Source organism: Pseudoalteromonas sp. P80D2, assembly GCF_036680945.1.
Lineage (GTDB): Bacteria > Pseudomonadota > Gammaproteobacteria > Enterobacterales > Alteromonadaceae > Pseudoalteromonas > Pseudoalteromonas shioyasakiensis.
In genome coordinates, this window is record NZ_JAZDAR010000026.1 from 359,639 (window position 1) to 381,165 (window position 21,527).

22 protein-coding genes are annotated in these 21,527 nt (G+C 41.7%); 13 read left to right on the forward strand and 9 right to left on the reverse strand.

What is annotated here, in order from left to right; genetic code table 11:
• Window positions 1-4: 4 nt before the first annotated feature.
• From VRK28_RS06430 to queG, 4 genes are all read left to right on the forward strand, one after another.
• Complete coding sequence (locus VRK28_RS06430) at window positions 5-871, forward strand: DMT family transporter (RefSeq protein ID WP_058585886.1); 867 nt, start codon at window positions 5-7, stop codon at window positions 869-871.
• Window positions 868-1,566 carry a glycerophosphodiester phosphodiesterase gene (locus VRK28_RS06435; protein WP_054561032.1) on the forward strand — a complete coding sequence of 233 codons (699 nt, stop codon included), beginning with the start codon at window positions 868-870 and terminating at the stop codon, window positions 1,564-1,566. Before VRK28_RS06430 ends, VRK28_RS06435 begins: the two co-directional genes overlap by 4 nt.
• A gap of 85 nt (window positions 1,567-1,651) precedes the next feature.
• Entirely contained in the window at window positions 1,652-2,869 is a 1,218-nt protein-coding gene (locus tag VRK28_RS06440; RefSeq protein WP_062566480.1) for a methyl-accepting chemotaxis protein, read from the forward strand.
• A 71-nt stretch (window positions 2,870-2,940) separates the two neighbouring features.
• Window positions 2,941-4,074 carry a tRNA epoxyqueuosine(34) reductase QueG gene (queG, locus tag VRK28_RS06445; RefSeq protein WP_062566600.1) on the forward strand — a complete coding sequence of 378 codons (1,134 nt, stop codon included), beginning with the start codon at window positions 2,941-2,943 and terminating at the stop codon, window positions 4,072-4,074.
• Window positions 4,075-4,094: 20 nt separating this feature from the next.
• On the opposite strand, the gene VRK28_RS06450 is transcribed toward queG, so the two are convergent.
• The 3 genes from VRK28_RS06450 to VRK28_RS06460 form a co-directional block, all read right to left on the reverse strand.
• A complete protein-coding gene (locus tag VRK28_RS06450; protein WP_062566481.1) occupies window positions 4,095-5,222 on the reverse strand; it encodes a response regulator in 1,128 nt (375 codons plus the stop codon).
• Between the two features lie 19 nt (window positions 5,223-5,241).
• A complete protein-coding gene (locus VRK28_RS06455; RefSeq protein WP_062566601.1) occupies window positions 5,242-7,191 on the reverse strand; it encodes a hybrid sensor histidine kinase/response regulator in 1,950 nt (649 codons plus the stop codon).
• A 143-nt stretch (window positions 7,192-7,334) separates the two neighbouring features.
• Window positions 7,335-7,826, reverse strand: a complete 492-nt coding sequence (locus VRK28_RS06460) for a GNAT family N-acetyltransferase (protein ID WP_062566482.1) — start codon at window positions 7,824-7,826, stop codon at window positions 7,335-7,337.
• Window positions 7,827-7,901: 75 nt separating this feature from the next.
• Between VRK28_RS06460 and VRK28_RS06465 the strand changes: the two genes are divergently transcribed.
• The 6 genes from VRK28_RS06465 (at window position 7,902) to VRK28_RS06490 (ending at window position 13,416) form a co-directional block, all read left to right on the forward strand.
• Window positions 7,902-8,477, forward strand: coding sequence for a glutathione peroxidase (locus VRK28_RS06465; protein WP_062566483.1), 576 nt, complete (start codon window positions 7,902-7,904; stop codon window positions 8,475-8,477).
• Window positions 8,478-8,549: 72 nt separating this feature from the next.
• Window positions 8,550-8,831, forward strand: coding sequence for a peptidylprolyl isomerase (locus tag VRK28_RS06470; RefSeq protein ID WP_054552716.1), 282 nt, complete (start codon window positions 8,550-8,552; stop codon window positions 8,829-8,831).
• Between the two features lie 60 nt (window positions 8,832-8,891).
• Window positions 8,892-9,470: a glutathione S-transferase family protein gene (locus VRK28_RS06475; protein ID WP_062566484.1), complete on the forward strand. Its 579-nt coding sequence runs from the start codon at window positions 8,892-8,894 to the stop codon at window positions 9,468-9,470.
• Window positions 9,471-9,487: 17 nt separating this feature from the next.
• Window positions 9,488-9,838 (forward strand): DUF2750 domain-containing protein, encoded by a 351-nt coding sequence (locus VRK28_RS06480; RefSeq protein WP_054552718.1) that lies wholly within the window; start codon window positions 9,488-9,490, stop codon window positions 9,836-9,838.
• Window positions 9,839-10,055: 217 nt separating this feature from the next.
• Complete coding sequence (locus tag VRK28_RS06485) at window positions 10,056-10,733, forward strand: hypothetical protein (RefSeq protein ID WP_062566485.1); 678 nt, start codon at window positions 10,056-10,058, stop codon at window positions 10,731-10,733.
• 112 nt (window positions 10,734-10,845) lie between these two features.
• Window positions 10,846-13,416, forward strand: coding sequence for a M1 family metallopeptidase (locus VRK28_RS06490; protein ID WP_062566486.1), 2,571 nt, complete (start codon window positions 10,846-10,848; stop codon window positions 13,414-13,416).
• A gap of 39 nt (window positions 13,417-13,455) precedes the next feature.
• On the opposite strand, the gene VRK28_RS06495 is transcribed toward VRK28_RS06490, so the two are convergent.
• Both VRK28_RS06495 and VRK28_RS06500 read right to left on the reverse strand, forming a co-directional pair.
• Window positions 13,456-13,821 carry a hypothetical protein gene (locus VRK28_RS06495; RefSeq protein WP_062566487.1) on the reverse strand — a complete coding sequence of 122 codons (366 nt, stop codon included), beginning with the start codon at window positions 13,819-13,821 and terminating at the stop codon, window positions 13,456-13,458.
• Between the two features lie 65 nt (window positions 13,822-13,886).
• Entirely contained in the window at window positions 13,887-14,756 is an 870-nt protein-coding gene (locus VRK28_RS06500; protein WP_062566488.1) for a hypothetical protein, read from the reverse strand.
• A 230-nt stretch (window positions 14,757-14,986) separates the two neighbouring features.
• Between VRK28_RS06500 and VRK28_RS06505 the strand changes: the two genes are divergently transcribed.
• Genes VRK28_RS06505 through yjjG form a run of 3 tightly spaced genes read left to right on the forward strand, consistent with a single transcriptional unit; the run spans window position 14,987 to window position 17,161 of the window.
• A complete protein-coding gene (locus VRK28_RS06505) occupies window positions 14,987-15,886 on the forward strand; it encodes a phosphoribulokinase (protein WP_054561042.1) in 900 nt (299 codons plus the stop codon).
• Between the two features lie 49 nt (window positions 15,887-15,935).
• The gene (yjjX, locus tag VRK28_RS06510; protein WP_054561043.1) at window positions 15,936-16,475 is read left to right on the forward strand and encodes an inosine/xanthosine triphosphatase; all 540 of its coding nucleotides are present in this window, start codon (window positions 15,936-15,938) and stop codon (window positions 16,473-16,475) included.
• Between the two features lie 11 nt (window positions 16,476-16,486).
• Window positions 16,487-17,161 carry a pyrimidine 5'-nucleotidase gene (gene yjjG, locus VRK28_RS06515; protein WP_062566489.1) on the forward strand — a complete coding sequence of 225 codons (675 nt, stop codon included), beginning with the start codon at window positions 16,487-16,489 and terminating at the stop codon, window positions 17,159-17,161.
• A 71-nt stretch (window positions 17,162-17,232) separates the two neighbouring features.
• On the opposite strand, the gene lpxC is transcribed toward yjjG, so the two are convergent.
• The 4 genes from lpxC to VRK28_RS06535 all read right to left on the reverse strand — a co-directional run bounded on the left by lpxC (window position 17,233) and on the right by VRK28_RS06535 (window position 21,526).
• Window positions 17,233-18,144, reverse strand: coding sequence for a UDP-3-O-acyl-N-acetylglucosamine deacetylase (lpxC, locus tag VRK28_RS06520; protein ID WP_036971181.1), 912 nt, complete (start codon window positions 18,142-18,144; stop codon window positions 17,233-17,235).
• 104 nt (window positions 18,145-18,248) lie between these two features.
• Window positions 18,249-19,496, reverse strand: coding sequence for a cell division protein FtsZ (gene ftsZ / locus VRK28_RS06525; protein ID WP_054561045.1), 1,248 nt, complete (start codon window positions 19,494-19,496; stop codon window positions 18,249-18,251).
• A gap of 21 nt (window positions 19,497-19,517) precedes the next feature.
• The gene (ftsA, locus tag VRK28_RS06530; protein WP_054552726.1) at window positions 19,518-20,750 is read right to left on the reverse strand and encodes a cell division protein FtsA; all 1,233 of its coding nucleotides are present in this window, start codon (window positions 20,748-20,750) and stop codon (window positions 19,518-19,520) included.
• A complete protein-coding gene (locus tag VRK28_RS06535; RefSeq protein WP_054561046.1) occupies window positions 20,747-21,526 on the reverse strand; it encodes a cell division protein FtsQ/DivIB in 780 nt (259 codons plus the stop codon). Before VRK28_RS06535 ends, ftsA begins: the two co-directional genes overlap by 4 nt.
• Window position 21,527 lies beyond the last annotated feature (1 nt).

Genomic DNA, 21,527 nt, shown 5'->3' on the forward strand with positions numbered 1-21,527 from the left:
TGTAATGCAGGCGCACAAACAGAGCCTAATATATCTACATATTGCAGTACTCCTATTTGGTGGTACTGCATTATTCGCAAAGCTAGTCAGCTTAAGTGCATTAGATATTACCGTTTACAGAACAGCAATTGCAGGCTGTGCCTTACTGATCTTACTTACAATTCAACACAAAGCGATTAAGCTTCACTCGCGTCGCGACTACCTTATAGCCTTGTTACTTGGCGTCACTGTTGGAATACATTGGCTCACCTACTTCGCAGGTATGCAACTAGCAGGTATTGCAGTCGGTATGATTGCCTTTTTTACTTACCCTGTTATCACGGTATTTTTAGAGCCTTTATTTCATGGCAGTAAACCACAGCTCAAAGATATTTTTAGCGCCTTGGTGGTGATGCTTGGTATTTATTTACTTATTCCTGATGCCAGCTTAGGCAATGATGTCACCCTAGGTATTGCTATTGGCATTTTGTCAGCGTTCTTTTTTGCGTTTCGAAATATCGTTCACAAGCGTTACTTTAGCCAATATGGCGGCCCACAAACCATGCTTTATCAAACTTGGATCGCCTGCATTATGCTGTGCGCCTTTGTCGAAGTACCGCCATTACAAGTTGATACAATAAATTGGCTGCTATTAATTACCGTAGGAGTTATTTTTACAGCAGCACCGCACTCACTGTTTGCAGCAAGCCTAAAAAACTTATCAGCTTCAACCGCTGGTTTGATATCGTGTTTGCAGCCTTTATACGGTACGTTTTTCGCTTTTTTAATTTTGCATGAGCAACCTTCAATTAGCACTCTTATTGGTGGCGCACTGGTGATTAGTGCCGCTTTTTATGAAACATGGTCAGTGACTCGTAGGTATAAGCAATGATGAAAGTATTCGCTCACAGAGGTGCCAGTGGTACCTACCCAGAAAATACTCAAAGCGCCATTATCGCAGCTGTTGATTTAGCAGTAGATGGCATCGAAATTGATGTGCAAAGCTGCCTTGATGATTACATGATTATTCACGACACTTGGCTTGATCGTACAACCTCTGGTCGCGGTAAAGTAAACGCCTGCTCAAAAGAGCAAATTCAACAATACGATGCAGGCAATGGCGAGTGTGTGCCCACTTTACAACAAGCAATCGATTGGGTTGCTGATAAAACTTTACTTAATTTAGAGCTTAAACATACTTTTTCGTTAGATAAATTTGTAGAGCTTATAGAATCAAACGTTAGCGCTGGGAAAATTTCTCGGGATAACCTGCTAGTCTCTTCATTCGATCACCACCAACTGATGTGGCTAAAGCAAAAATTGCCGTGGGTAAAGATTGGTGCACTTACCGCTTCTATTCCAATTAATTACAGCGAGTTTGCGCAAAAACTCCATGCCTATAGCATTCATGTAGATAAAAACTTTATAAACCATGAGTTTGTTGCTGACGCAAAACAACGCGGCCTTCAAGTTTATGCTTACACGGTCGATAAAGTGGAAGATATCGAATTAATGCTAGAGTATGGCGTAGATGGTATTTTTACTAATTTTCCGTGTCATACACAAATGACACTGCAGTCACTGTAACTCAACAAAACTAAGCTATACTGTTGAATTATGTGACATTGAATAATAAAAAAATTACGCCAAAATGAATCAACACAACACCTTAATGAGTAGCTATATGCGCATTTACAATTTTATCGAACAAACTTTCTTTTACACCCTCACACGTAAGATTGTCGGTAATTTAGGTTTTGTGTTTGCGTTTCAAGCCATTACTTTGATCTGGCTTTATAGCAGCCTTTCAGAGCAACAAGCTGGTATGGGACTATTTTGGTTAATGACCTTTGTTATCGTCGCCAGCTTTATTTTTACTGTTTTCTACATGCGCTTTTTAATTGTGCGCCCAGTGCAAGCAATGCGCGATACACTTGAGCAAATCAACCGCCATGATGCTGATTTATCTGCCAAGCTACCGCATTTTACCTATGATGAGTTTCGTGATTTAAGTGAGCAGTACAATACCTTTACTGTTCATTTAGCAAACCTATTAGCCACCACTTACCAAAGTGCACAAGCCAGTGCAGATAGTAGTTCAAAGATGACTCATTCAATGCAGCAAACTGCAGAAATGAGCCACCAGCAAATAAAATTCAGCCAAACCATTACTGATTCAAGCAACCAAATTACTTCAAGCCTTGAGAATATCTCAGCAAATACTGACAGCGTGCATCATGTTAATAGTGAACACTTAAACTTTGTTAAGCACTCAGCCACTGAGTTATCGGCATTAGTTAAAAAGGTCGCGATGATTAGCCAAATTTTGGGTAACTTCTCAGCAACGGTGTCTGGCCTTAAAGAAAACAGCGAGAACATTCGCGCCATTTTAAAAATGGTTGAAGAGTTTTCTGACCAAACCAATTTGCTTGCCCTAAATGCTGCAATTGAAGCGGCACGTGCAGGTGAAGCAGGCCGAGGTTTTGCGGTGGTTGCCGATGAAGTTAGATCGCTCTCAGTTAAAGTAAACGATGCAACTCGCCAGATCAGCGATTTTATTAATCAGATGAACACCCTCGTTAGCGAAACCAATAAAGAGTCTGAGCAGTTAATTAGCCACTCGAGTGAAGCTGAAACTGCCATTAGCAACACCTCAACAGGCTTTAGCAATATGCTTGGCGAATTTGAGCAAAACCAACAACAACTACAACAGATTGTCAGCGCGGTGCATTTACTAGAGCAAACCCAAACCCAGACCCATCAAACGGTTGAGCAAATTGTGGCTTTGGGTGAGCAAGCTAAGCAGCAAATTGATGAATCACTCGCTGATTGCCAACAGTCCCATAAACTGAGCCAACAAACCCAAGAGCAGTTAAAACGCTTTGTGTGATCGGCTTTTAACTGCTGCTCTGAGTCAAACTATGTTAAAGTAGCCGCTTCTTGGCTACTTTTTTATTGACCGTGACAACTCCTTCTATTGATTATGAACAACTCGCACTGCAAATAAAGCAATGGGGTAAAGACCTTGGCTTTGCAGAAGTCGGGATCACTGATATTGACCTAACGAAGCATGAAGCGCAGCTACAGCGCTGGTTAGATTTAGGCTATCACGGTGAGATGGAATACATGGCAGCCCATGGTATGAAGCGAGCGCGCCCAGCAGAGCTGGTACCTGGCACGCAGCGAGTCATCTCAGTAAAAATGAACTACCTGCCGCCTGATGCAAGCTTTGCTAAAAACCTCAAACAGACTGATAAAGCGTACATTAGTCGCTATGCATTGGGTCGTGACTATCATAAGTTAATTCGCAACCGTCTGAAAAAGTTAGGCCAAAAAATAGAGCAGCAAGTTGGCCAGCTCGGCTTTCGTCCCTTTGTTGACTCAGCTCCAGTGCTTGAAAGGCAACTAGCCGAAAAGGCAGGCTTGGGCTGGCGTGGAAAACATAGTTTATTAATCAATAAAGAAGCGGGCTCTTGGTTTTTCTTAGGGGAGCTGTTTGTTGATATACCACTACCTATTGATGATGAGAATAGCTTTGAAGGCTGTGGGAAATGCGTTGCCTGTATGACACTGTGCCCAACCGGTGCGATTGTCGAGCCTTATGTAGTCGATGCCCGTAAATGTATCTCTTACCTTACTATTGAATTACAAGGCGCAATTCCTGAAGAGTATCGCCCACTGTTAGGGAATCGCATTTATGGCTGTGATGACTGTCAGTTAGTATGCCCATGGAATCGCTACGGTCAACTCACCGATGAAGCTGACTTTCACCCAAGAAAGCAACTTAAAGATCAAGAATTACTGACTTTATTTGCATGGGATGAAGCAACCTTTCTTAAAAATACCGAAGGCAGCCCTATACGCCGTATTGGTCACGAGCGCTGGTTAAGAAACCTTGCTGTCGGATTAGGTAACGCTGATTACAACGAGCAAATAATCGAGGCTTTAGAGCAAAGGTTAACAACCGCTACAGCTTTGGTCGCTGAGCATATCGAGTGGGCGCTTGATCAGCAAAAAAATAAGCGCCAGTTAAAGCTTCGTAAAACGGCGCGCTTAATTCGCATTGTTGAAAAAGGCCTACCCAGAGATGCTTGATGACTAGTTCAAGCTTTGCCCTATCGCGTTAATAATAGTGATAAGTCATTTTCAATTTCTTTAAAGGCTGCTTTAACCCCTTTTACTGACTCCTCTCGAGCCACTGAGTTTTGAATGGTTTCATCGACCTTTTGATAGATGAACACCTCTTGGTCTTCATCTAAGCCCATGGTCGGTATGCGACTTTCTAAGTCTTCTTGAAGCCGCTTAAATACAGCTTCGTTATTGATACGGTTTTCATTTAAAAGCTCAATCAAACCTGTAAATTTGCTGTGCACCTTACTTACAGCATCATTTAACTGTTGCTGCTGCTGAAGTAGCTCTTTTTTAGTGAGAATCGCTTTAAGCTGCTGCTCTGTAACACTGACTAAAAAGCAAATATGATCTCGAATTCGACCATGCTTATCGGGGTCTTGCCCAGGCATATTTAAGATAAGCAAACTGATCATTTCATAGTTTACTAAAATCCGATTTGAGAACTCGTGCAATCGACCTTTGCTTTTCAGCATTTCAAACAGCTCGATCACAATCGGCGAGCACACACCCGACACAGAGAAATGTAATACTTCGTTATCTAATCTAAACTCCACATTGCTTTGTAAATCAAATGCACCTAAACAGTTTAAAAAGGCTTTGCCGAGTTCATGTTCGTTATCTATTGAACCTATATGCTCAATATAATTAACAATTTGTCCCATTTCACTGCTGTTTGCCATCGCATTAAATGCCGTTGACGTAGCATCTTCAACTTGTTGTTCTAGCGATTCCTTTTCAATTAGCACTTGATTCAAATGTTGTAACTTAAGCTTGAGCTCATTATGGCTAAATGGTTTAACAATGTAGTCTTCTGCACCAACAGAATAACCTTCCATGCGCTCCTCAACGGTGCCTCTGGCTGAGACAAACATCACAATAATTTTTTGCGTATTGGGGTTTTCTTTGAGCTTACGACAGACATCGTAACCACTCATTTGTGGCATGCTCACATCGAGTAAAATCACTTGAGGGTCGAACTCTTCAACGACTTCTAAGCATTCTGGGCCGCTATTAACCATTTTCAGCTCAAAATCGAGATCCTCAAGGATCTCTTCAATAATTTCTAAATTAAATGGTTCATCATCAACCGCTAAAATACGTTTCAAGGCCATGATTATCTCTTCCGTTTTATTAATTCATCGATATAGACTGTTGTTCATTTGCCAAGTGTTGCGGCAAGTCTATTTCTAAGGGCAGCCGTACCAAAATAGTGGCCCCCCCGTACTCATTATTACTTGCCGAAATAGTGCCTTGATGTAAGGCTACAAATTCCCGACAAATAGCTAATCCAAGCCCAGTGCCTCCCGCACCACTGTTGGTTTTACTGCTTTGCTCAAACTTAGCAAAAATCTTTTCAAGCTCTTGTTCAGGGATCCCTATTCCGCGGTCAATAACAGCGATTTCGGCCATCTGCTCATTCACCGCTAAACTAATATCAATTTCGCTATTCGGCTCACTAAACTTCAGTGCATTACCGATCAAGTTACGCATAATTTGATTAATTTGTTCTTCGTCGCACTCAAGCACAATGCCTTGTTCAAAACCTATAGGCCGAATAGCAATACTTTTTTCAAGGGCTGTGCCCGACACATCATCAATGCTGGTTTTTATAATATTGCTTAAGTTATGCTTTTGCGGATTGAACGGGAATTTCCCGACATCGAGCTTTGATAGATCGAGTAAGTTATTTAGCAGCGATAATAATCGCTCACCACTTTGCTCAATTCTAGATAGATACTTGTTTAACTTGTCTTTACTTAAATCGTCATTAGCAACCTTATCAAGCCCAAAGCGAGCAAAGCTTAAAATAGAATGCATAGGTGTTCTAAGTTCATGAGACATGTTCGCTAAAAACTCAGATTTACTATGATTTGCCGCTTCTGCCACATTTTTAGCATGCTCTAACTGAGCAGTACGGGCTTTGACCTCTTCTTCAAGCAAATCTTTAGCTTCAACGAGTAAATCTTCTTTCTCTTTAAGATGTGTAACGTTCTTAAAGATCACCGCTAGCGCAATTTCTCCGTGGTGGTCGATTTCGTTAAACGAGCCAACTAAAGGCACCTCACTGCCATTTTTCTTGAGTAGTCGTAAGTCACAACTAAATTGTCGGTTTTTACTTAAAGTCGCAATCTTATCTTTGATGCGCTCAGTTGATGCCACATCAAAAAATTCAAAAACAGAGCAATTCTCAAATTCTTTCAGCGGCTTTTCAAACAGCTGCTCGCAGGCGTCGTTAGTTTCTATAACCTTACCACCACGCTCAAATAGAATAATGGCATCGGGTGTATGCTTAAAAATGACCCGTAATAAGCTGTCTTTTTCAATGAGTGCATCAACTGTATTTTGCAAACGCTCTACTAATTCAGTGTTATGACGCCTTAATAGTTCTGTCTGCCAAAGTTTATGTACTGATTGCAGCAGACTATTATCATCAATCGGCTTGATGAGCACATCTTCTACCCCTTGACGAATAGCTGCTACCATCGAGACTTGATCTGGCTTAGAGGTATAAAGTAAACAACGACTATTAGGCTGACATGTTTTGAGCTTATTAAAGAGCTCAAGCCCTGTGCCATCAGTAAAAGTAAAATCACTAATGAGTAAATCAATGCTCTGTTCTTTAATAACATCCACAGCAGATGCAGTATTATCAGCTGTGAAGGTTTTAATATGTGCCCCTTTGAGGTTTAGGGCTATTTGCGCCAAACGTTCAGCACAGTGATCGACAAGTAACACGGTAGGAAGTTGAAGAATATTATCGCTGTCGAGCTCAAGTACCCCTTCTAATAAAGAGCTAATCTCTTTATTTGCAAAGAAGGGGTAAATCACCACAGCATTAGGTAATAGGCGATTTACTTCACTAAAATGCTCTAGTAAATCACTACGCTGCGCTTTAGGCGCTAACAGCAAGAAATGCTCTTGTGAGAACACTCCCATTAGCGTTTTAATAACAGTGGTTGGCACACCATGAGAAGCTGCAACAAGATCAAAGTCTTGCTCTAAAACAGCATCATCAACCATTGCAAAATGTAATAGCTCAACTCGACAGCCAATAAGCTCTAGCAGCACCTTGACCCGCATTGCTAAAACACTATTGCTATCAACAATCAATATTCTTCGCACAGTAGACTAGACTCGCTTAATAATAAATACCTATTTTAGCGTAGCCTAAAATCGCAATGGGTCACAATTTGTACCGCATTTTTTATTAGCTTTTTAGCTAATTAACTGTCTAAACGCTTACCTAAAATAGTAAGGCTATAGGCTTTATCATCCATGATCGCAATCTCAGGAAGCTCTCCCCAGACCTTGTAATCAAAGCGATTAAACAGTTTTATGCTCGGTAGGTTATGGCTAAAGATAAAAGCTAATAACACCTTGATATCAAGTGTTTTTGCATGCTGTTCTGAAAATGTAAGCAATTGTTTACCTAGCCCCTTCCCTTGAGCTTGCTGGGTGATGTAAATACTAATTTCAACGGTACCATCATAGGCAGGTCGGCCATAAAATGACTTATAACTCAGCCAAGCAAGCACTTTACCTTGTTGCTCAAAAACAAAGATAGGTCTTTTCTCTGTATGGCTATCAAACCAAGCTTGTTTGTCTGCAACCGATACCTCTTCTGTATCTGCAGTTACCATACGACCAGGGATGGTCTCGTTATAAATAGCGACTATGTCAGTTAAATCGGTTTGTGTTGCTTTGCGAATCGTCATAAATAGCTGAAATTAAATGATCACTTTGCTGCATATTAGCGTATATTCATCACAAATAACTAGCGGGAAATAACTATGTATAAATATGCTTTGTTACTTGCAGCAGGCCTAATAACAACCAACCTTGCAGCACAAACTACTGAGGCTACGCCAGCTGCTAAAGCAAGCAGCCAATGTGATGATTTTACCAATGTCACTATGAGAAAGTTACGCTCAAAAGAGTCAATTAACTTCTGCGAATTCAAAGACAAACCACTCCTAATAGTCAATACAGCTAGTAATTGTGGTTTTACCGGCCAGTTTGAAGGCTTAGAGGCTATTCATAAAGAATATAAAGACCAAGGCTTGGTCGTATTAGGATTTCCATCAGATGACTTTTTCCAAGAAGAAGACGATGAAAAAGACACTGCAAAAGTATGTTTCATCAATTATGGCGTAACCTTTAATATGCTTGCTACCAGTGCCGTTCGCGGTAGCGATGCAAACCCGATATTCAAACACCTAAACGAAGCAACTAGCTCACCTAACTGGAACTTTTACAAATATTTAGTGTCTGCTGACCGTAAGACAGTGCAGCGCTTTAATAGTAAAACTAAGCCACAATCGCAAACTTTACGCGATGCAATTGAAGCTGAGCTAACTGCAAAATAAATTTAATTTTTCGTTCGGTAAATATTGAACTAAACTAGTAATTTAATACTAAAACACACATTAGGAGATGTTATGGCAGTAGCCAGTGCAAGACACATTCTCGTAGACAGTGAAGCTCACTGTTTAGATTTAAAACAGCAAATTGAGCAAGGAGCTGACTTTGCAGAGCTTGCTCGTGCTCATTCTAATTGCCCATCAGGTCAAGATGGTGGTGCATTAGGTGAGTTTGGCCCTGGCATGATGGTTCCAGAATTCGACAAAGTCGTATTCTCTGCACCAATTAACCAAGTACAAGGCCCAGTGCAAACCCAGTTTGGTTATCATCTTCTAGAAGTAACAAGCCGTACTGACTAATTAACAAATTGATTTCAAAAAGCCGCTTCACAGCGGCTTTTTTTTGCAAAGGATACCATCATGCAATTACTAGGCTCTACTACCTCACCTTTTGTGCGCCGTATTCGGATTTGGGCGGAACTTAATAACCTACCTATTGATTTTATTAATTTGGATATTTTCTCTGAGCAAGACAGACAAACCATGATTGCTCATAACCCTGCCAGAAAAATTCCTGTATTAATCGACCATGATTTTACCTTATGTGATTCCAACTCCATTATTCGCTACCTGCTCGAGAAAGCTGATCAGCCGTTACTTAGCTGGCAGCAAGAGAACTACTTAACCATTATCAATGCCTGCAATGATTCACTGGTAGAAATTTTACTTTGTCAGCGTTCAGGGTTTGATACCAACAGCGACAAACTATTTTTTAATTTACAGAATGAACGAATTGTTGAAACATTAGCCTATTTGAATACTCATTTATCGGAGCCAGTATTTAAAAGCTGTGAATACCTCAACATCAGTTTATACTGCTTGCTAGATTGGATCCGCTTCCGCGAATTAACTGATTTTAGCCAACTAGAAAACTTAGTTGATTTTTATCATAAATTCGCCGATAAAGCGGCGGTACAACAAACAGATCCACGAATATAAAGATAAGGGTTACGCAAATGAGCGATATCGAAATTGAATCAGAATTAGTTAGCTTTGTAGAAAAAGTTCGTTTGAACGAATCTATGTGGGCACTGGGTGCCGAAGATGGTGGTTTTGTTGTCTGTGAATCAAACCAATTTAGCGACACAGATGTGCTATTACTTTGGGGTACTGAAGACGCTGCAAAAGCACAATGTAAAGATGAGTGGCAAGACTATACCCCTGTTGAAATTGGCCTAGACGAATTTCTTGATGAGTGGGTTGAAGACCTTAACGAAGATGATGCGCTTGTTGGTTTAAACTGGAACGATGATCAAGTATGCGTTGAAATCGAACCGGTTGGTTTAGCTAAAGCTCTTTGCGATTAATCGCAATCCTTAAGCTTATAACGACACGGCCGTATTTATGGCAGTGTCGTTTAGCTGGAAACTTGATACTTATATTGATTTTAACAATAGAACCACTATTACTTGCAATCAATGCCTTGCCTAAATCGCTTTTAATTCCAACTGAAGCTCGCATCTTGAGGTGGTTTGGGTATATCAGTTATACTCTTCGACACATCTTTATTATCAAGGTATTAGGTTGAAGTCCCATCTTGGTCGTAGGCCCTTTTCGGCCATGGAATTACATACCCTGTATAATGGTTACATTTATGGTGATCAGCGTTTAGCACGTGAACAAGCTAAGCATTGGCACTTTTGGCTGCCTTTATTTGCTTATTACACCGGTGCCTACAGCGATGAAATTGGCCATTTAACCCTTGATAATATTGTCACCCTTGATGGAATTCGCTGCTTTGATTTTCATACACATGGCAAGATAAAACCCCGCTATGTGCCTATCCACAATGCATTACTCGATGCAGGACTTGACCAATACTTAGGCTATTTAAATGAGCAAAATCAGCAACGACTGATGTTTGATTTACCCGCTAAATCTGGTCGCTACAGCGAAAAAGTACGTATTTGGTTTTCGGGTGAAGGTGAACGCGCTGGTTATTTACAAAAGTGCGCTATTCCTACTGTTGATCAGCAAGGTATGAAAACCGCGATAAGCAGCTTACGGCTCAACTTTGAACAACAAGTGCGAATTCATGCACTGCAAGCCAACTGCAAAGACGCCTTTAACTACTTGCTTGGTTTTAAAGATTTCAACGAGCAACGCTTTGCTGATATGCAGTTATTAAATACCGTGCTGCAAAACATACGACAAATAAACCCGCAACTGCATTGGCAGCGTTTCATTGACCGCCATAATTAACTGACAAACTTTGTTACTAACTATTTATTACTGTTCAAATTAAAACCTGATAGCATGGTGATTCGCCCCTCATAGCAGGTGCCTTTCTAACAACAAAAAATCAGGGATACTTATGTTCTTAAAAAGCCTATTAACGGTGAGTGTTGCACTTGCAGTTAGCTCTGCCCATGCCAATGAATATGTTATCGAAAAGCTTGCCAAGCCTAGCTCACAACAAGTAGAACTTACGCTTGATCCTGCAAAAGACAATTTTTCTGGTCATACCGAAATTGCTTTAGAGGTTCTAAAAGCAACGAATTATATCGAATTAAACGGTATTGATTATGCGGTTAGCATGGCGAAAATTTTAGGTGCAGAAAACTGTGACCTAAGTGCTGAAATGCTAAAAACAGGCAAAGTTAAATTCGCTTGTGAAGAAAAAATCCAACCAGGAAAATACACTTTAAAAGTTGATTTTACAGCCCCTTATAATCGTCAAAGTGTTGGTTTATATAAAACTTTAGATCAAGGCACACCTTATCTTTTCACGCAATTTGAAATGAGCGATGCGCGTCGTGCATTCCCGGTTTTTGACGAGCCAAGTTATAAAATTCCATTTCAGCTGACTATCACAGCGCCAACATCACAAAAAGTGTATGCCAATACACCGGTTTTAAAAACCAAAGTTGATGGCGATATGACAACGCACTTTTTCGACAAAACGCCACCGATTCCTTCGTACTTAGTCGCTATGGCTGTGGGCCCGTTTGAAGAGCTTGAAATTAAAGGCATGCCAATCCCTGGCCGTGTACTGACTCCGCAAGGTAAAATTCACCTTGCTGATTACGCAAAAGAAAATATGCCGCGAGTGTTAAAAGCCCTAGAAGATTATTTTGGCATTCCTTACGTATACAAAAAGCTAGACTCAGTGGCAGTACCAGAGTTCCCATTTGGCGCAATGGAAAACGCAGGCCTAGTGACTTACCGTGAAGACATTTTACTAGTAGACCTAGCAACAGCAACGCGCAGCAAAAAAGAGCGTAATGTATCAATCATTGCCCATGAGTTAGCGCACCAGTGGTACGGTAACCTAGTGACTATGAAGTGGTGGAATGACTTATGGTTAAACGAAGCATTCGCAAGCTGGATGGCAGCAAAAATCACTGCACAAATTAACCCTGAGTTTGAGTCGCACTTAGACTTACCACAAAACCATGTGATGGCACTGGATGCGCGTCTAAGTACTAAACCTATTCGTAAGCCAATCAAAACTGAAGCTGATATCATGGATGGCCTTGGCCTTGCCTACAGTAAAGGGAGTGCGGTTTTATCTATGGTTGAAAACTGGATTGGCGAAGAGGCATTCCAGCAAGGTATTCGTGCTTACTTGAAAAAATTCTCGTATAAAAATGCAGAAGCCGCGGATCTATGGCAAGCACTAGGCGAAGCGTCTAATAAAGATGTAGCAAGTGTTCTTAAATCATTTATCGAACAATCATCTTTCCCACTTATTAAAGTAACGCAAGACGGTAAGAAAATTAATATCAGCCAAAGCCGCTTTGTAAATGCTGGCGTTGATGCGCCTGCACAACTGTGGAATGTTCCGGTTGCAATCAAGTATGGTGCGGGCGACAAAGTTAAAACCGCAAGTGTACTGCTGAATAAAGAAACACAGCAACTAACTCTCGACTTTGAACCTGAGTGGATCTACCCAGATCAAGGTGCCATGGGTTATTACCGCTGGGTATTAGATGATGCTCAGTTTAATGCCCTACTAGAGAACGCTGCTGACAAGCTAACGGTACGTGAGCGCTTAGCGCTACTTTCTGCGGTTGATTCATTACTTGATGCAGGTGTTATCTCTGCGGCTCACTTAATGCAAACTTTAGAAGCCTTTGTGAGTGATGCTCACCCATTAGTGGCAAACACAGCATTAGGTTACCTTGCTTCTCAAAAACGCGTATTCGAAGACGACAGCAACCGTGACCTATGGCCTAAGTTTATCCGTAACAGCATTGCACCAGCTGCTAAGCAATATGGATTAACGGCAAAAACAGGTGAAGACGCGGCGGTATCACAGTTACGTGCGCAAGTTATTGCCCGTCTAGGTTTTGATGGCCAAGATCAAAAAGTCATTGATACCGCAAAAGCACAAGCGGCACTGTACTTAAACAACCCTGAAAATGTTGACCCATATTTAGCCTCAACTTACTTAAACCTTGCAGCTTACCATGGCGATGCGAAGTTACTTGAAAAGTACAAACAAACCTTTAAAACCACCAAAGATCCACAAGTTCGTACTAAGATGCTGGCAGCGATGGGTTACTTTGGTAAACCTGAGTTACAAAAAGCGGTTCTAGAATACAGCTTAACAGATAACGTAACAGCCTCTGATATGCGTACCTTACTAGGTGGGTTAGGCTATGGTAAAGAGCGTGAAGCACTGTTTATTGAGTGGATTTACAACAATTACGATGCCATCACTAAGAACTTACCGCCGTTCTTTGTTCCAAACTTACCGTTCTTCACGACGGCAAGCTGCGATGCGAAAAGCCTAGAAAAAACCAAAACCTTCTTCAACGATAAAATCACTGAAGTACCAGGTTATGCACGTTCTCTTAGTAAGCTTGAAGAAAGCATCAATGATTGTATTGCACTGAAAAACCGTGAGCTAAACTCGGTGAATAGCTTCCTTAAACGCTAATTAAAGCAAATGCAAAAAGGGCCACAATGTGGCCCTTTTTTATTGCGCTAAAATAGCAGTTAATTTAGTTATAAATTGCTCAGCAGCGTCAGGTGAGGTGACTTTAAATGCAATACCATAATGAATGGGCTGTGCACTTTTATAAATGCGAGTTGGAAAGCGGGTCATTTCACTACTGTGAAAGTAGTCTTTGATTCGCGTAATGCCCTCTATTGACTCAAAATCAGCACTGAATACTTCAAATATAGGTCTAATAACAATTTTAGCCTGGCCACTTTGCTCATGAACATAAAATGCCTCTTTTGAGCTAGCTGGCATAAATTCGTTAATATTCTTAATCTTAAAATTACTGCGGCAGCCCGCTTTTACCAGCTGTACACTCACTTGCTCGGCAGAAAAAGACAAAGGCATTCCTTACATATAACGTGGATAGTTTAGCCACAGTACAGCAATCAGGCTGAAAGCGTTACTCATTTATTACATACAAATGCCAGTTTGCTCTGTTTGTAATTTAACCGTGAGATTGAGCCTTCACAAAAGCGTCTTAAATCGAGCCACTGTGATACCACTTCAGGCTCTGTAAGGCTGCGCTTATGAACTCGATTATTAACCGCATAAGCCACAGTGTCTTTGTCAATTAAAGCAAAGTCTTGCACCGACTCAGGTAATCTAAATAAATCACTAACTTCCTCAGTTTGCGGCGCAAAGCGTGCAACCCAATGTTGGTTGTTTTTGTTATAACTAAATAAATAACTGTTTGTGTGCTTGTCAAAAATTAAAGTACGGCCAATATCACCGGCAATGACACGCGGTTTAGCAGCTGCAACACGAGTGTATTGCAATGTATGCGGCTCACCTAAAATAAACATGATCAGGTCTTCATCAGCGCCCCAAGCGTGGTAGCCAACCGGCTCAATCCATTCAAAAATTCGGCTTGCAGCTGGCTCTTCTGCTAATGGATACTGCCATAACTTTTGCTTGCCATCTGCTTCGACCACGATTGCCGACAAGGCTTGCTGATTTGGCATCAGCGTAGGCGAGTATTCACTGACAGGCGTGTTGGTGATATTCACGCTGCTCTTAGATGTAAAGTCATAAAACGCAATATCGGTTTGTGACTGGCCATTTTCGTCAACAACCTCATGGGTATAGTAAAGCCCTGTATCAACTAAAAATGGTTGATTATTATAAGCTTTATCATCTGTTACTCGCGACACCTGCATACCATATGGGGTGTCTAACTCGGCAAGTAATATTTCGCTTTTAGGCATCGCTGCATGTACGTGACTGGTAAAAAATGTCCCTGCTGCGACGAAAAGTAAAGACGAAATCAATTTCATGTTGTTCTCTCGTTTTAATTTTTATCAGCCCATGATAGCGTTAATTAATCCGCCAGTCACTTGACCTTACCATGCTCGACCTTTATAACTAGGACGTGTTCGTTTTTTATCAGTTTCTACTGATTGATTTTATGCACGATAATACCAATCGAGCTAAGTAACTGACCATTTAACACGCTAGAATGGTTAACAATTCATGCCGACTGGTATCAACAATAACGAGAATAATTATGTCAGCTAAACACCCTATCATCGCTATTACCGGTTCATCTGGGGCGGGGACTACTACAACCACCAATGCGATTAAGCACATTTTTAGAAGCTTAAGCATTGATGCAGCCTTCATCGAAGGCGATAGCTTTCATCGTTATACACGTCCAGAAATGGATAAAAAAGTCCGTGAAGCACAACAAGAAGGCAAGCATATTAGCTACTTTGGCCGAGAAGCTAACGATTTTGGCGCCCTTGAGGAGCTTTTTTATCAATATGGCGAAACCGGGCAAGGTAAAATCAGACGCTACTTACATACTTTCGACGAAGCGGTCCCTTATAACCAATTACCGGGCACCTTTACCCCTTGGCAAGACTTAGAATCAAATACAGATATCTTATTCTATGAAGGTCTACATGGTGGTGCTGTCGATGAGAATCATGATGTTGCTAAGCATGTCGATTTATTGATTGGTATGGTGCCTATTATCAACCTTGAGTGGATCCAAAAGCTCATTCGTGACACCTCTGAACGAGGCCACTCTCGTGAAGCGGTAATGGGCTCTATTGTGCGCTCGATGGACGATTACATAAATCATATTACTCCGCAGTTTTCGCGTACTCATATTAACTTCCAGCGAGTGCCAACGGTTGATACCTCAAACCCATTCAGCGCAAAAGATATTCCTTCTTTAGACGAAAGCTTTGTTGTTATTCGCTTTCGTGGCATAGATGACGTCGATTTTCCGTACTATTTGAGCATGATTGAAGGCAGCTTTATGTCTCGTATCAATACCCTTGTGGTACCTGGAGGCAAAATGGGTTTAGCCATGGAGCTTGTGTTAACCCCATTGATCAAAGATATTATTTTGAAAAAACGCGCCCTTGAAAATTTAGCCCCGGTTGACTTGCCGATTTAACTCACTCGGGTACACTGCTGACTCTGGTGAAAACAATGGAGTCGTCGGCTTGAAACAAACTTTACGTGTTATTGTTGGTTCAAAGAACCCCGTTAAAATTAACGCGGCTAAACATGTCTTTAGTCTTTATTTCCCAAATCATACCATTGAATGCAAAGGTGAAGATGCACCTTCTGGTGTGCCTGATCAGCCGCTAGGCGAAGATGAAACCCGTATCGGCGCTGAAAACCGTGTTAAGTATTGCCAAGATCACTTTGACGCCGACTTTTATGCAGCAATGGAAGGCGGCGCAGAACAATTTAGTTATGGCGCTGCAACCTTTGCCTTTGTAGTGATTGCAAACAAGCAGCAATTTAGCGTTGGTCGCAGTAGCAACCTACCGTTACCGCAACCTTTTTACGATGCCTTGCTAGCTGGTAAAGAACTAGGTGATGTCATGGATGAGGCGTTCAATACCGTTAATATCAAACAACAAGGTGGTGCTATTGGCTTATTAACCAATCATCTTGCTACGCGCGAAAGTACTTATGTACAAGCGCTGACATTGGCCATGGCGCCATTTTCACACCCTACCCTATTCAACCAGTAATTAGGATAACCATGAAGTATAGCCACGTATTATTCGATGCAGATGAAACGCTATTTAGTTTTAATGCATTCGAAGGTTTAAAAGTGATGTTTGCACATTACGGCGTAGAATTTACTGAGTCAGATTATCATCATTACCAAGCAACCAATAAGCCGCTTTGGGTTGCTTATCAAAAGCATGAAATTACCGCCAGCGAGCTACAGATAACTCGCTTTACAGAATGGGCTAATAGACTCGATGTGCCAGCAAAAGAGCTTAACGATGGCTTCTTGGATGCTATGGCCTCTATTTGTGTGCCATTACCTGGTGCAGTTGACTTGCTTACAAAGTTAAAACCACACGCCAAGCTAGGCATTATTACCAATGGGTTTGCTAAGTTACAACAAAAACGCCTAGGTCACACCGGTTTACAGGATATGTTCGATTGGCTGGTTATTTCAGAGTTAGTCGGTAAAGCAAAACCTGCCCCAGAGATTTTTCAACATACATTTCAATTAATGGGGAATCCGCCAAAAGAACAGATTTTAATGGTAGGCGATACAGCTGCCAGCGATATTTTAGGTGGTCACAATGTGGGTATCGACACGTGTTGGTTACAACACCCGGGAGTTGAGCTACCAGAGGATATTAAACCAACTTATCAAATCAATCAGTTGGTCGAGCTTGAAGCTATTCTAGGCTTATGATTCTTGATAATAGTTTGGCAAAAAAAATGACGCTTAAAGCGTCATTTTTTATAACTGTAATATGCTTGCGATTAAGCTGTCGCTACTTCTAGGCCTGGTGCTGGCATAGTCACTGGGGTATCGAATGTTGCCCATTCCCATGCTGACTCAGTCGCCATAATTTTACGAAGTAGTTTATTGTTTAAATCATGGCCTGATTTATAAGCCGTGATTTTACCTAGAATGTTGTGGCCTGTCATAAACATATCGCCCACACAGTCTAAGATCTTGTGTTTAACAAACTCATCGCTGTAACGTAAGCCGTTTGGATTTAGTACTTTAAACTCATCCAATACAACTGCGTTATCCATGCTACCACCTAATGCTAGGTTGTTAGCGTGCATATACTCGATATCTTTCATAAAGCCGAAAGTACGTGCGCGGCTGATTTCTTCAGTGAAGCTTTGTGCCGTGATATCTAAACCGATACGTTGGCGGCTTTCATTGATTGCTGGGTGATCAAACGCAATTTCAAAATCGATGTGGAAACCATCGTATGGTTCGATCTCAGCCCATTTATCGCCTTCTTCAATGCGTACTTTTTCTTTAATACGAATAAAGCGCTTAGCTGCATTTACTTCTTTAATGCCGCCTTTTTGTAACAAATAGATGAATGGTAATGCACTACCATCCATAATTGGTACTTCTGAGCTGTCTAATTCAACAATTAGATTATCAATACCCATTGCCGCTACCGCCGCAATAAGGTGCTCAGTCGTTGATAAGCGAACGCCATCTTTGTTTGTTAAACAGGTACACAGTTGCGTATCACCAACGGCTTCTGGTGTTGTTTCAAAATCAACAACCGGATCAAGGTCTACGCGACGAAATACTATCCCAGTATTTGCGCTCGCAGGTCGGAGAGTAATAGTGACCTTCTCACCTTTATGAAGTCCAATTCCTATGGCTTTGACTACTTCTGCAATCGTACGCTGTTTAATCATAGGTTCGCTCACTTATAGTTACAGTTAGACGGCGAATTGTATCATAAATACATCCAGCTGCCAATTTGTTTATTTATCGAACAAAATAACCAGTAAAAGTCTATTTAGTCAGCTTGCTTTCTAAGAAAAGCAGGGATATCGAAATAATCTCCCCCTTCTGACTTATCAGATTTTTTGCTGCTCTCAGTGCTGCTAGATACTGAGCTGCTCGTTGTACTTTGTTGTACTGGCTCTTGCTTTTCAGACGCTGATGACATGCTTACATCATCGCTGCTACCTTGACTTGCAAAGCTTGGTACATACATGCTGCTAGTTGTTTGGTTCATTGAGCTTTGTACATCAGAACCTGATGCTTTCTTAAAGCCATTATCAACAATACCAAACTGTGGACGACGATCGCCGCCTAAACCTGTTGCAACAACCGTTACACGTAACTCGTCGCTCATTTCAGGGTCAATTACCGCACCCACAACCACTGTTGCGTTTTCTGACGCAAGTGCTTTAACGTGGTTACCAACAATTTCAAATTCTTCAATCGCAATATCCATACCTGCAGTGATATTAACTAGGATACCTTTAGCACCTGTTAAATCGACATCTTCAAGTAGTGGGCTTGAGATAGCCGCTTCTGCAGCTTCTTGTGCACGGTCAGGACCAGACGCAGATGCTGTACCCATCATCGCAGTACCCATCGCTGACATAACAGTACGTACGTCGGCGAAATCCACGTTGATTAGACCTGAACGTGTGATTAGCTCTGCAATACCTTGTACCGCACCAAATAACACGTCATTCGCTTTTGCGAAGGCATCTAACAGTGTAGTGCCTTTGCCTAAAACTTTAAGCAATTTATTGTTCGGAATTGTAATAAGTGAGTCTACAGTTTCTGACAATTCATTAATGCCTTGTTCAGCAGCTGCAGCACGCTTTTTACCTTCAAAGTCAAACGGGCGCGTTACAACAGCAACCGTTAAAATGCCTAACTCTTTAGCAATTTTAGCAACCACTGGCGCAGCACCTGTACCAGTACCACCGCCCATACCAGCTGCGATGAACACCATGTCAGCGCCTTCAAGGCTGGCACGGATAGTCTCAGCATCTTCTTCAGCAGAGTTACGACCCACTTCAGGGTTAGCACCCGCACCTAGACCAGAGGTGATTTGTGTACCTAGCTGTACAGTTACATCTGCTGATGAATTACGTAATGCTTGTGCATCCGTATTCGCAGCAATGAAACGTACGCCTTCAATTTGTTGTTTTACCATGTGCTCAACAGCGTTACCGCCGCCACCGCCCACGCCAATTACTTTAATGACAGCTTCTTCGCTGTGCTGTTCCATCATATCAAACATGTTTACTCTCCGACTTGAGTCTTAAAACTCACCTTGGAACCACTTAGTAATACGGTTCCACCAATTATTATCACCTTCAGCTTTCGACTTTTGTGCATTCATCGATTGCATTGTACGGCCGTATTGTAACAAACCAACCGCGGTCGCGTACGAAGGATCATCTACATAATCTGTCAAACCAACAATCCCGATTGGTTTGCCAATTCTGACTGGCATTTGGAAAATGTCTTCTGCCACTTCCATTGCACCCGTCATTTTTGCTGTTCCGCCAGTAATGACGAGACCTGCAGCAATTTGGTCTTCAAAACCTGAGCGGCGTATTTCTTCCATCGCCAACTCGAATAATTCTCTAAAACGTGGCTCAACAACCTCAGCTAAAGTATGGCGCGACATAATACGCGCAGGTCGGCCACCAACACTCGGTACTTCAATTGTGTCTTCGTTGCTTGCCATTTGGCTACTCGCACACGCATATTGTACTTTGAGTGACTCAGCATGTGATATAGGTGTTCTAAATATTTTTGCAATATCACCAGTCACTTGGTTACCCGCCACTGGAATAACCGCTGAATGACGAAGCGCACCATTAATATAAATGGTGATATCCATGGTGCCCCCACCGATATCTAACACGGCTACACCGAGCTCTTTTTCGTCATCTGTGAGTACTGAATAACATGATGCCAGTGCAGTAAAGATCAACTGATCCACTTCAAGGCCACAACGCTCAACACATTTCTCGATATTCTTTGCCATATCGTTTGAGCAAGTAATGATGTGCGCGCGAGCTTCCATACGCACACCGCTCATGCCAAGTGGGTTTTTAATCCCTTCTTGCATATCGATGCTGTATTCTTGTGGCAATGCATGTAGCATTTTCCGTTCTGCCGAAATAGGCACTGAACGAGCAATATGAATGACATTTTCAATATCTTCGTCAGTCACTTCCGTGTTGTTAATTGCCACTACACCGCTTTCATTTTGGCACTGGATATGTTTTCCAGAAATACCTAAATAAACAGAGCTAATACGACAATCAGCCATCAACTCAGCTTCATCTATAGCTCGACGAATCGATTCAGAAACAAGGTTAAGGTCGTTAACGCCGCCTTTATCCATACCATGCGATACTTGGCTGCCAACACCCACAATGCTTAGTTTGTTATCTGCGGTGATTTCACCAACGGTGGCCACAACTTTCGATGTGCCAACGTCTAATCCAATCACTAGGTTTCTTTCTGCTGACTTGGTCATGCCTTACTCTTATTTTCTAATTGTTCTTCTTGCACTGGCTTCCAGCTCACTGCAAGACCGGTATCATACCGTAAATCAACAACATCGATTTGTGCATCTGCACGTTGTTCCATGCGCGGATACACGTCAATAAAACGCTGTACACGCTTTGCTTTTTCTTTGCGGCCTAAGTTCAGGCGAATGCCGTTATCAAGCCATAACTGCCACGAAAAGCGCTCAGAAAGCGCTAAACTGGTCAGCTCTAAGTTATTCACTTTGAGCATTTCTTGAAATTGACTAAAAGCAGTCCAAGCCTCGATTTCACTGCCTTCTGGGCCATATAGCTGTGGCAAGCTTGTAGGTAATTTATCACTACTTGCTTGGAACACTTCGCCAGCTTGGTTTAACAGTAAGTCACTGTTCCAATGCGCTACAGCTTGATGCTCAACAACATATACTTGCAAGGTATCTGGCCATTGCTTTCTGACCGATGCCGTTGCTACCCACGGCAAGCCTTGTACTAAGCGTTGCACATGTTTTACGTCTAATTCAAAAAAACTCGATAAGTCGGCTTTTTTTATTGCACCAATAATTGCTTTCTCATCAGTATATTGGGGTTGCCCAAGTACTGATAAGTGCTTTATTTGTGCGTCTTTGTTCTCTACCAACCAATCTGAGACGCCTGTAGTGATTTTTACTAATGCAAAAATCACTACTAGAAAAAAGCTCACACCAAAAATCAACGACCAATTTAGCTGCTGTTTTAATTGTTGCGCTTTTTCTAAAAAAGGATGCATA

Bases quoted from the DNA above. Each gene is read 5' to 3' on its own strand.
- VRK28_RS06460 (WP_062566482.1), bottom strand. From the start codon at position 7,826: ATGACGATTCGCAAAGCAACACAAACCGATTTAACTGACATAGTCGCT.
- ftsA (WP_054552726.1), bottom strand. From the start codon at position 20,750: ATGACCAAGTCAGCAGAAAGAAACCTAGTGATTGGATTAGACGTTGGC.
- yjjG (WP_062566489.1), top strand. From the start codon at position 16,487: ATGAAGTATAGCCACGTATTATTCGATGCAGATGAAACGCTATTTAGT.
- VRK28_RS06430 (WP_058585886.1), top strand. From the start codon at position 5: ATGCAGGCGCACAAACAGAGCCTAATATATCTACATATTGCAGTACTC.
- ftsZ (WP_054561045.1), bottom strand. From the start codon at position 19,496: ATGTTTGATATGATGGAACAGCACAGCGAAGAAGCTGTCATTAAAGTA.
- VRK28_RS06470 (WP_054552716.1), top strand. From the start codon at position 8,550: ATGGCAGTAGCCAGTGCAAGACACATTCTCGTAGACAGTGAAGCTCAC.
- VRK28_RS06465 (WP_062566483.1), top strand. From the start codon at position 7,902: ATGTATAAATATGCTTTGTTACTTGCAGCAGGCCTAATAACAACCAAC.
- VRK28_RS06450 (WP_062566481.1), bottom strand. From the start codon at position 5,222: ATGGCCTTGAAACGTATTTTAGCGGTTGATGATGAACCATTTAATTTA.
- VRK28_RS06500 (WP_062566488.1), bottom strand. From the start codon at position 14,756: ATGAAATTGATTTCGTCTTTACTTTTCGTCGCAGCAGGGACATTTTTT.
- VRK28_RS06505 (WP_054561042.1), top strand. From the start codon at position 14,987: ATGTCAGCTAAACACCCTATCATCGCTATTACCGGTTCATCTGGGGCG.
- lpxC (WP_036971181.1), bottom strand. From the start codon at position 18,144: ATGATTAAACAGCGTACGATTGCAGAAGTAGTCAAAGCCATAGGAATT.
- VRK28_RS06440 (WP_062566480.1), top strand. From the start codon at position 1,652: ATGAGTAGCTATATGCGCATTTACAATTTTATCGAACAAACTTTCTTT.
- VRK28_RS06535 (WP_054561046.1), bottom strand. From the start codon at position 21,526: ATGCATCCTTTTTTAGAAAAAGCGCAACAATTAAAACAGCAGCTAAAT.
- VRK28_RS06490 (WP_062566486.1), top strand. From the start codon at position 10,846: ATGTTCTTAAAAAGCCTATTAACGGTGAGTGTTGCACTTGCAGTTAGC.
- VRK28_RS06435 (WP_054561032.1), top strand. From the start codon at position 868: ATGATGAAAGTATTCGCTCACAGAGGTGCCAGTGGTACCTACCCAGAA.
- VRK28_RS06475 (WP_062566484.1), top strand. From the start codon at position 8,892: ATGCAATTACTAGGCTCTACTACCTCACCTTTTGTGCGCCGTATTCGG.
- VRK28_RS06480 (WP_054552718.1), top strand. From the start codon at position 9,488: ATGAGCGATATCGAAATTGAATCAGAATTAGTTAGCTTTGTAGAAAAA.
- VRK28_RS06455 (WP_062566601.1), bottom strand. From the start codon at position 7,191: ATGCGGGTCAAGGTGCTGCTAGAGCTTATTGGCTGTCGAGTTGAGCTA.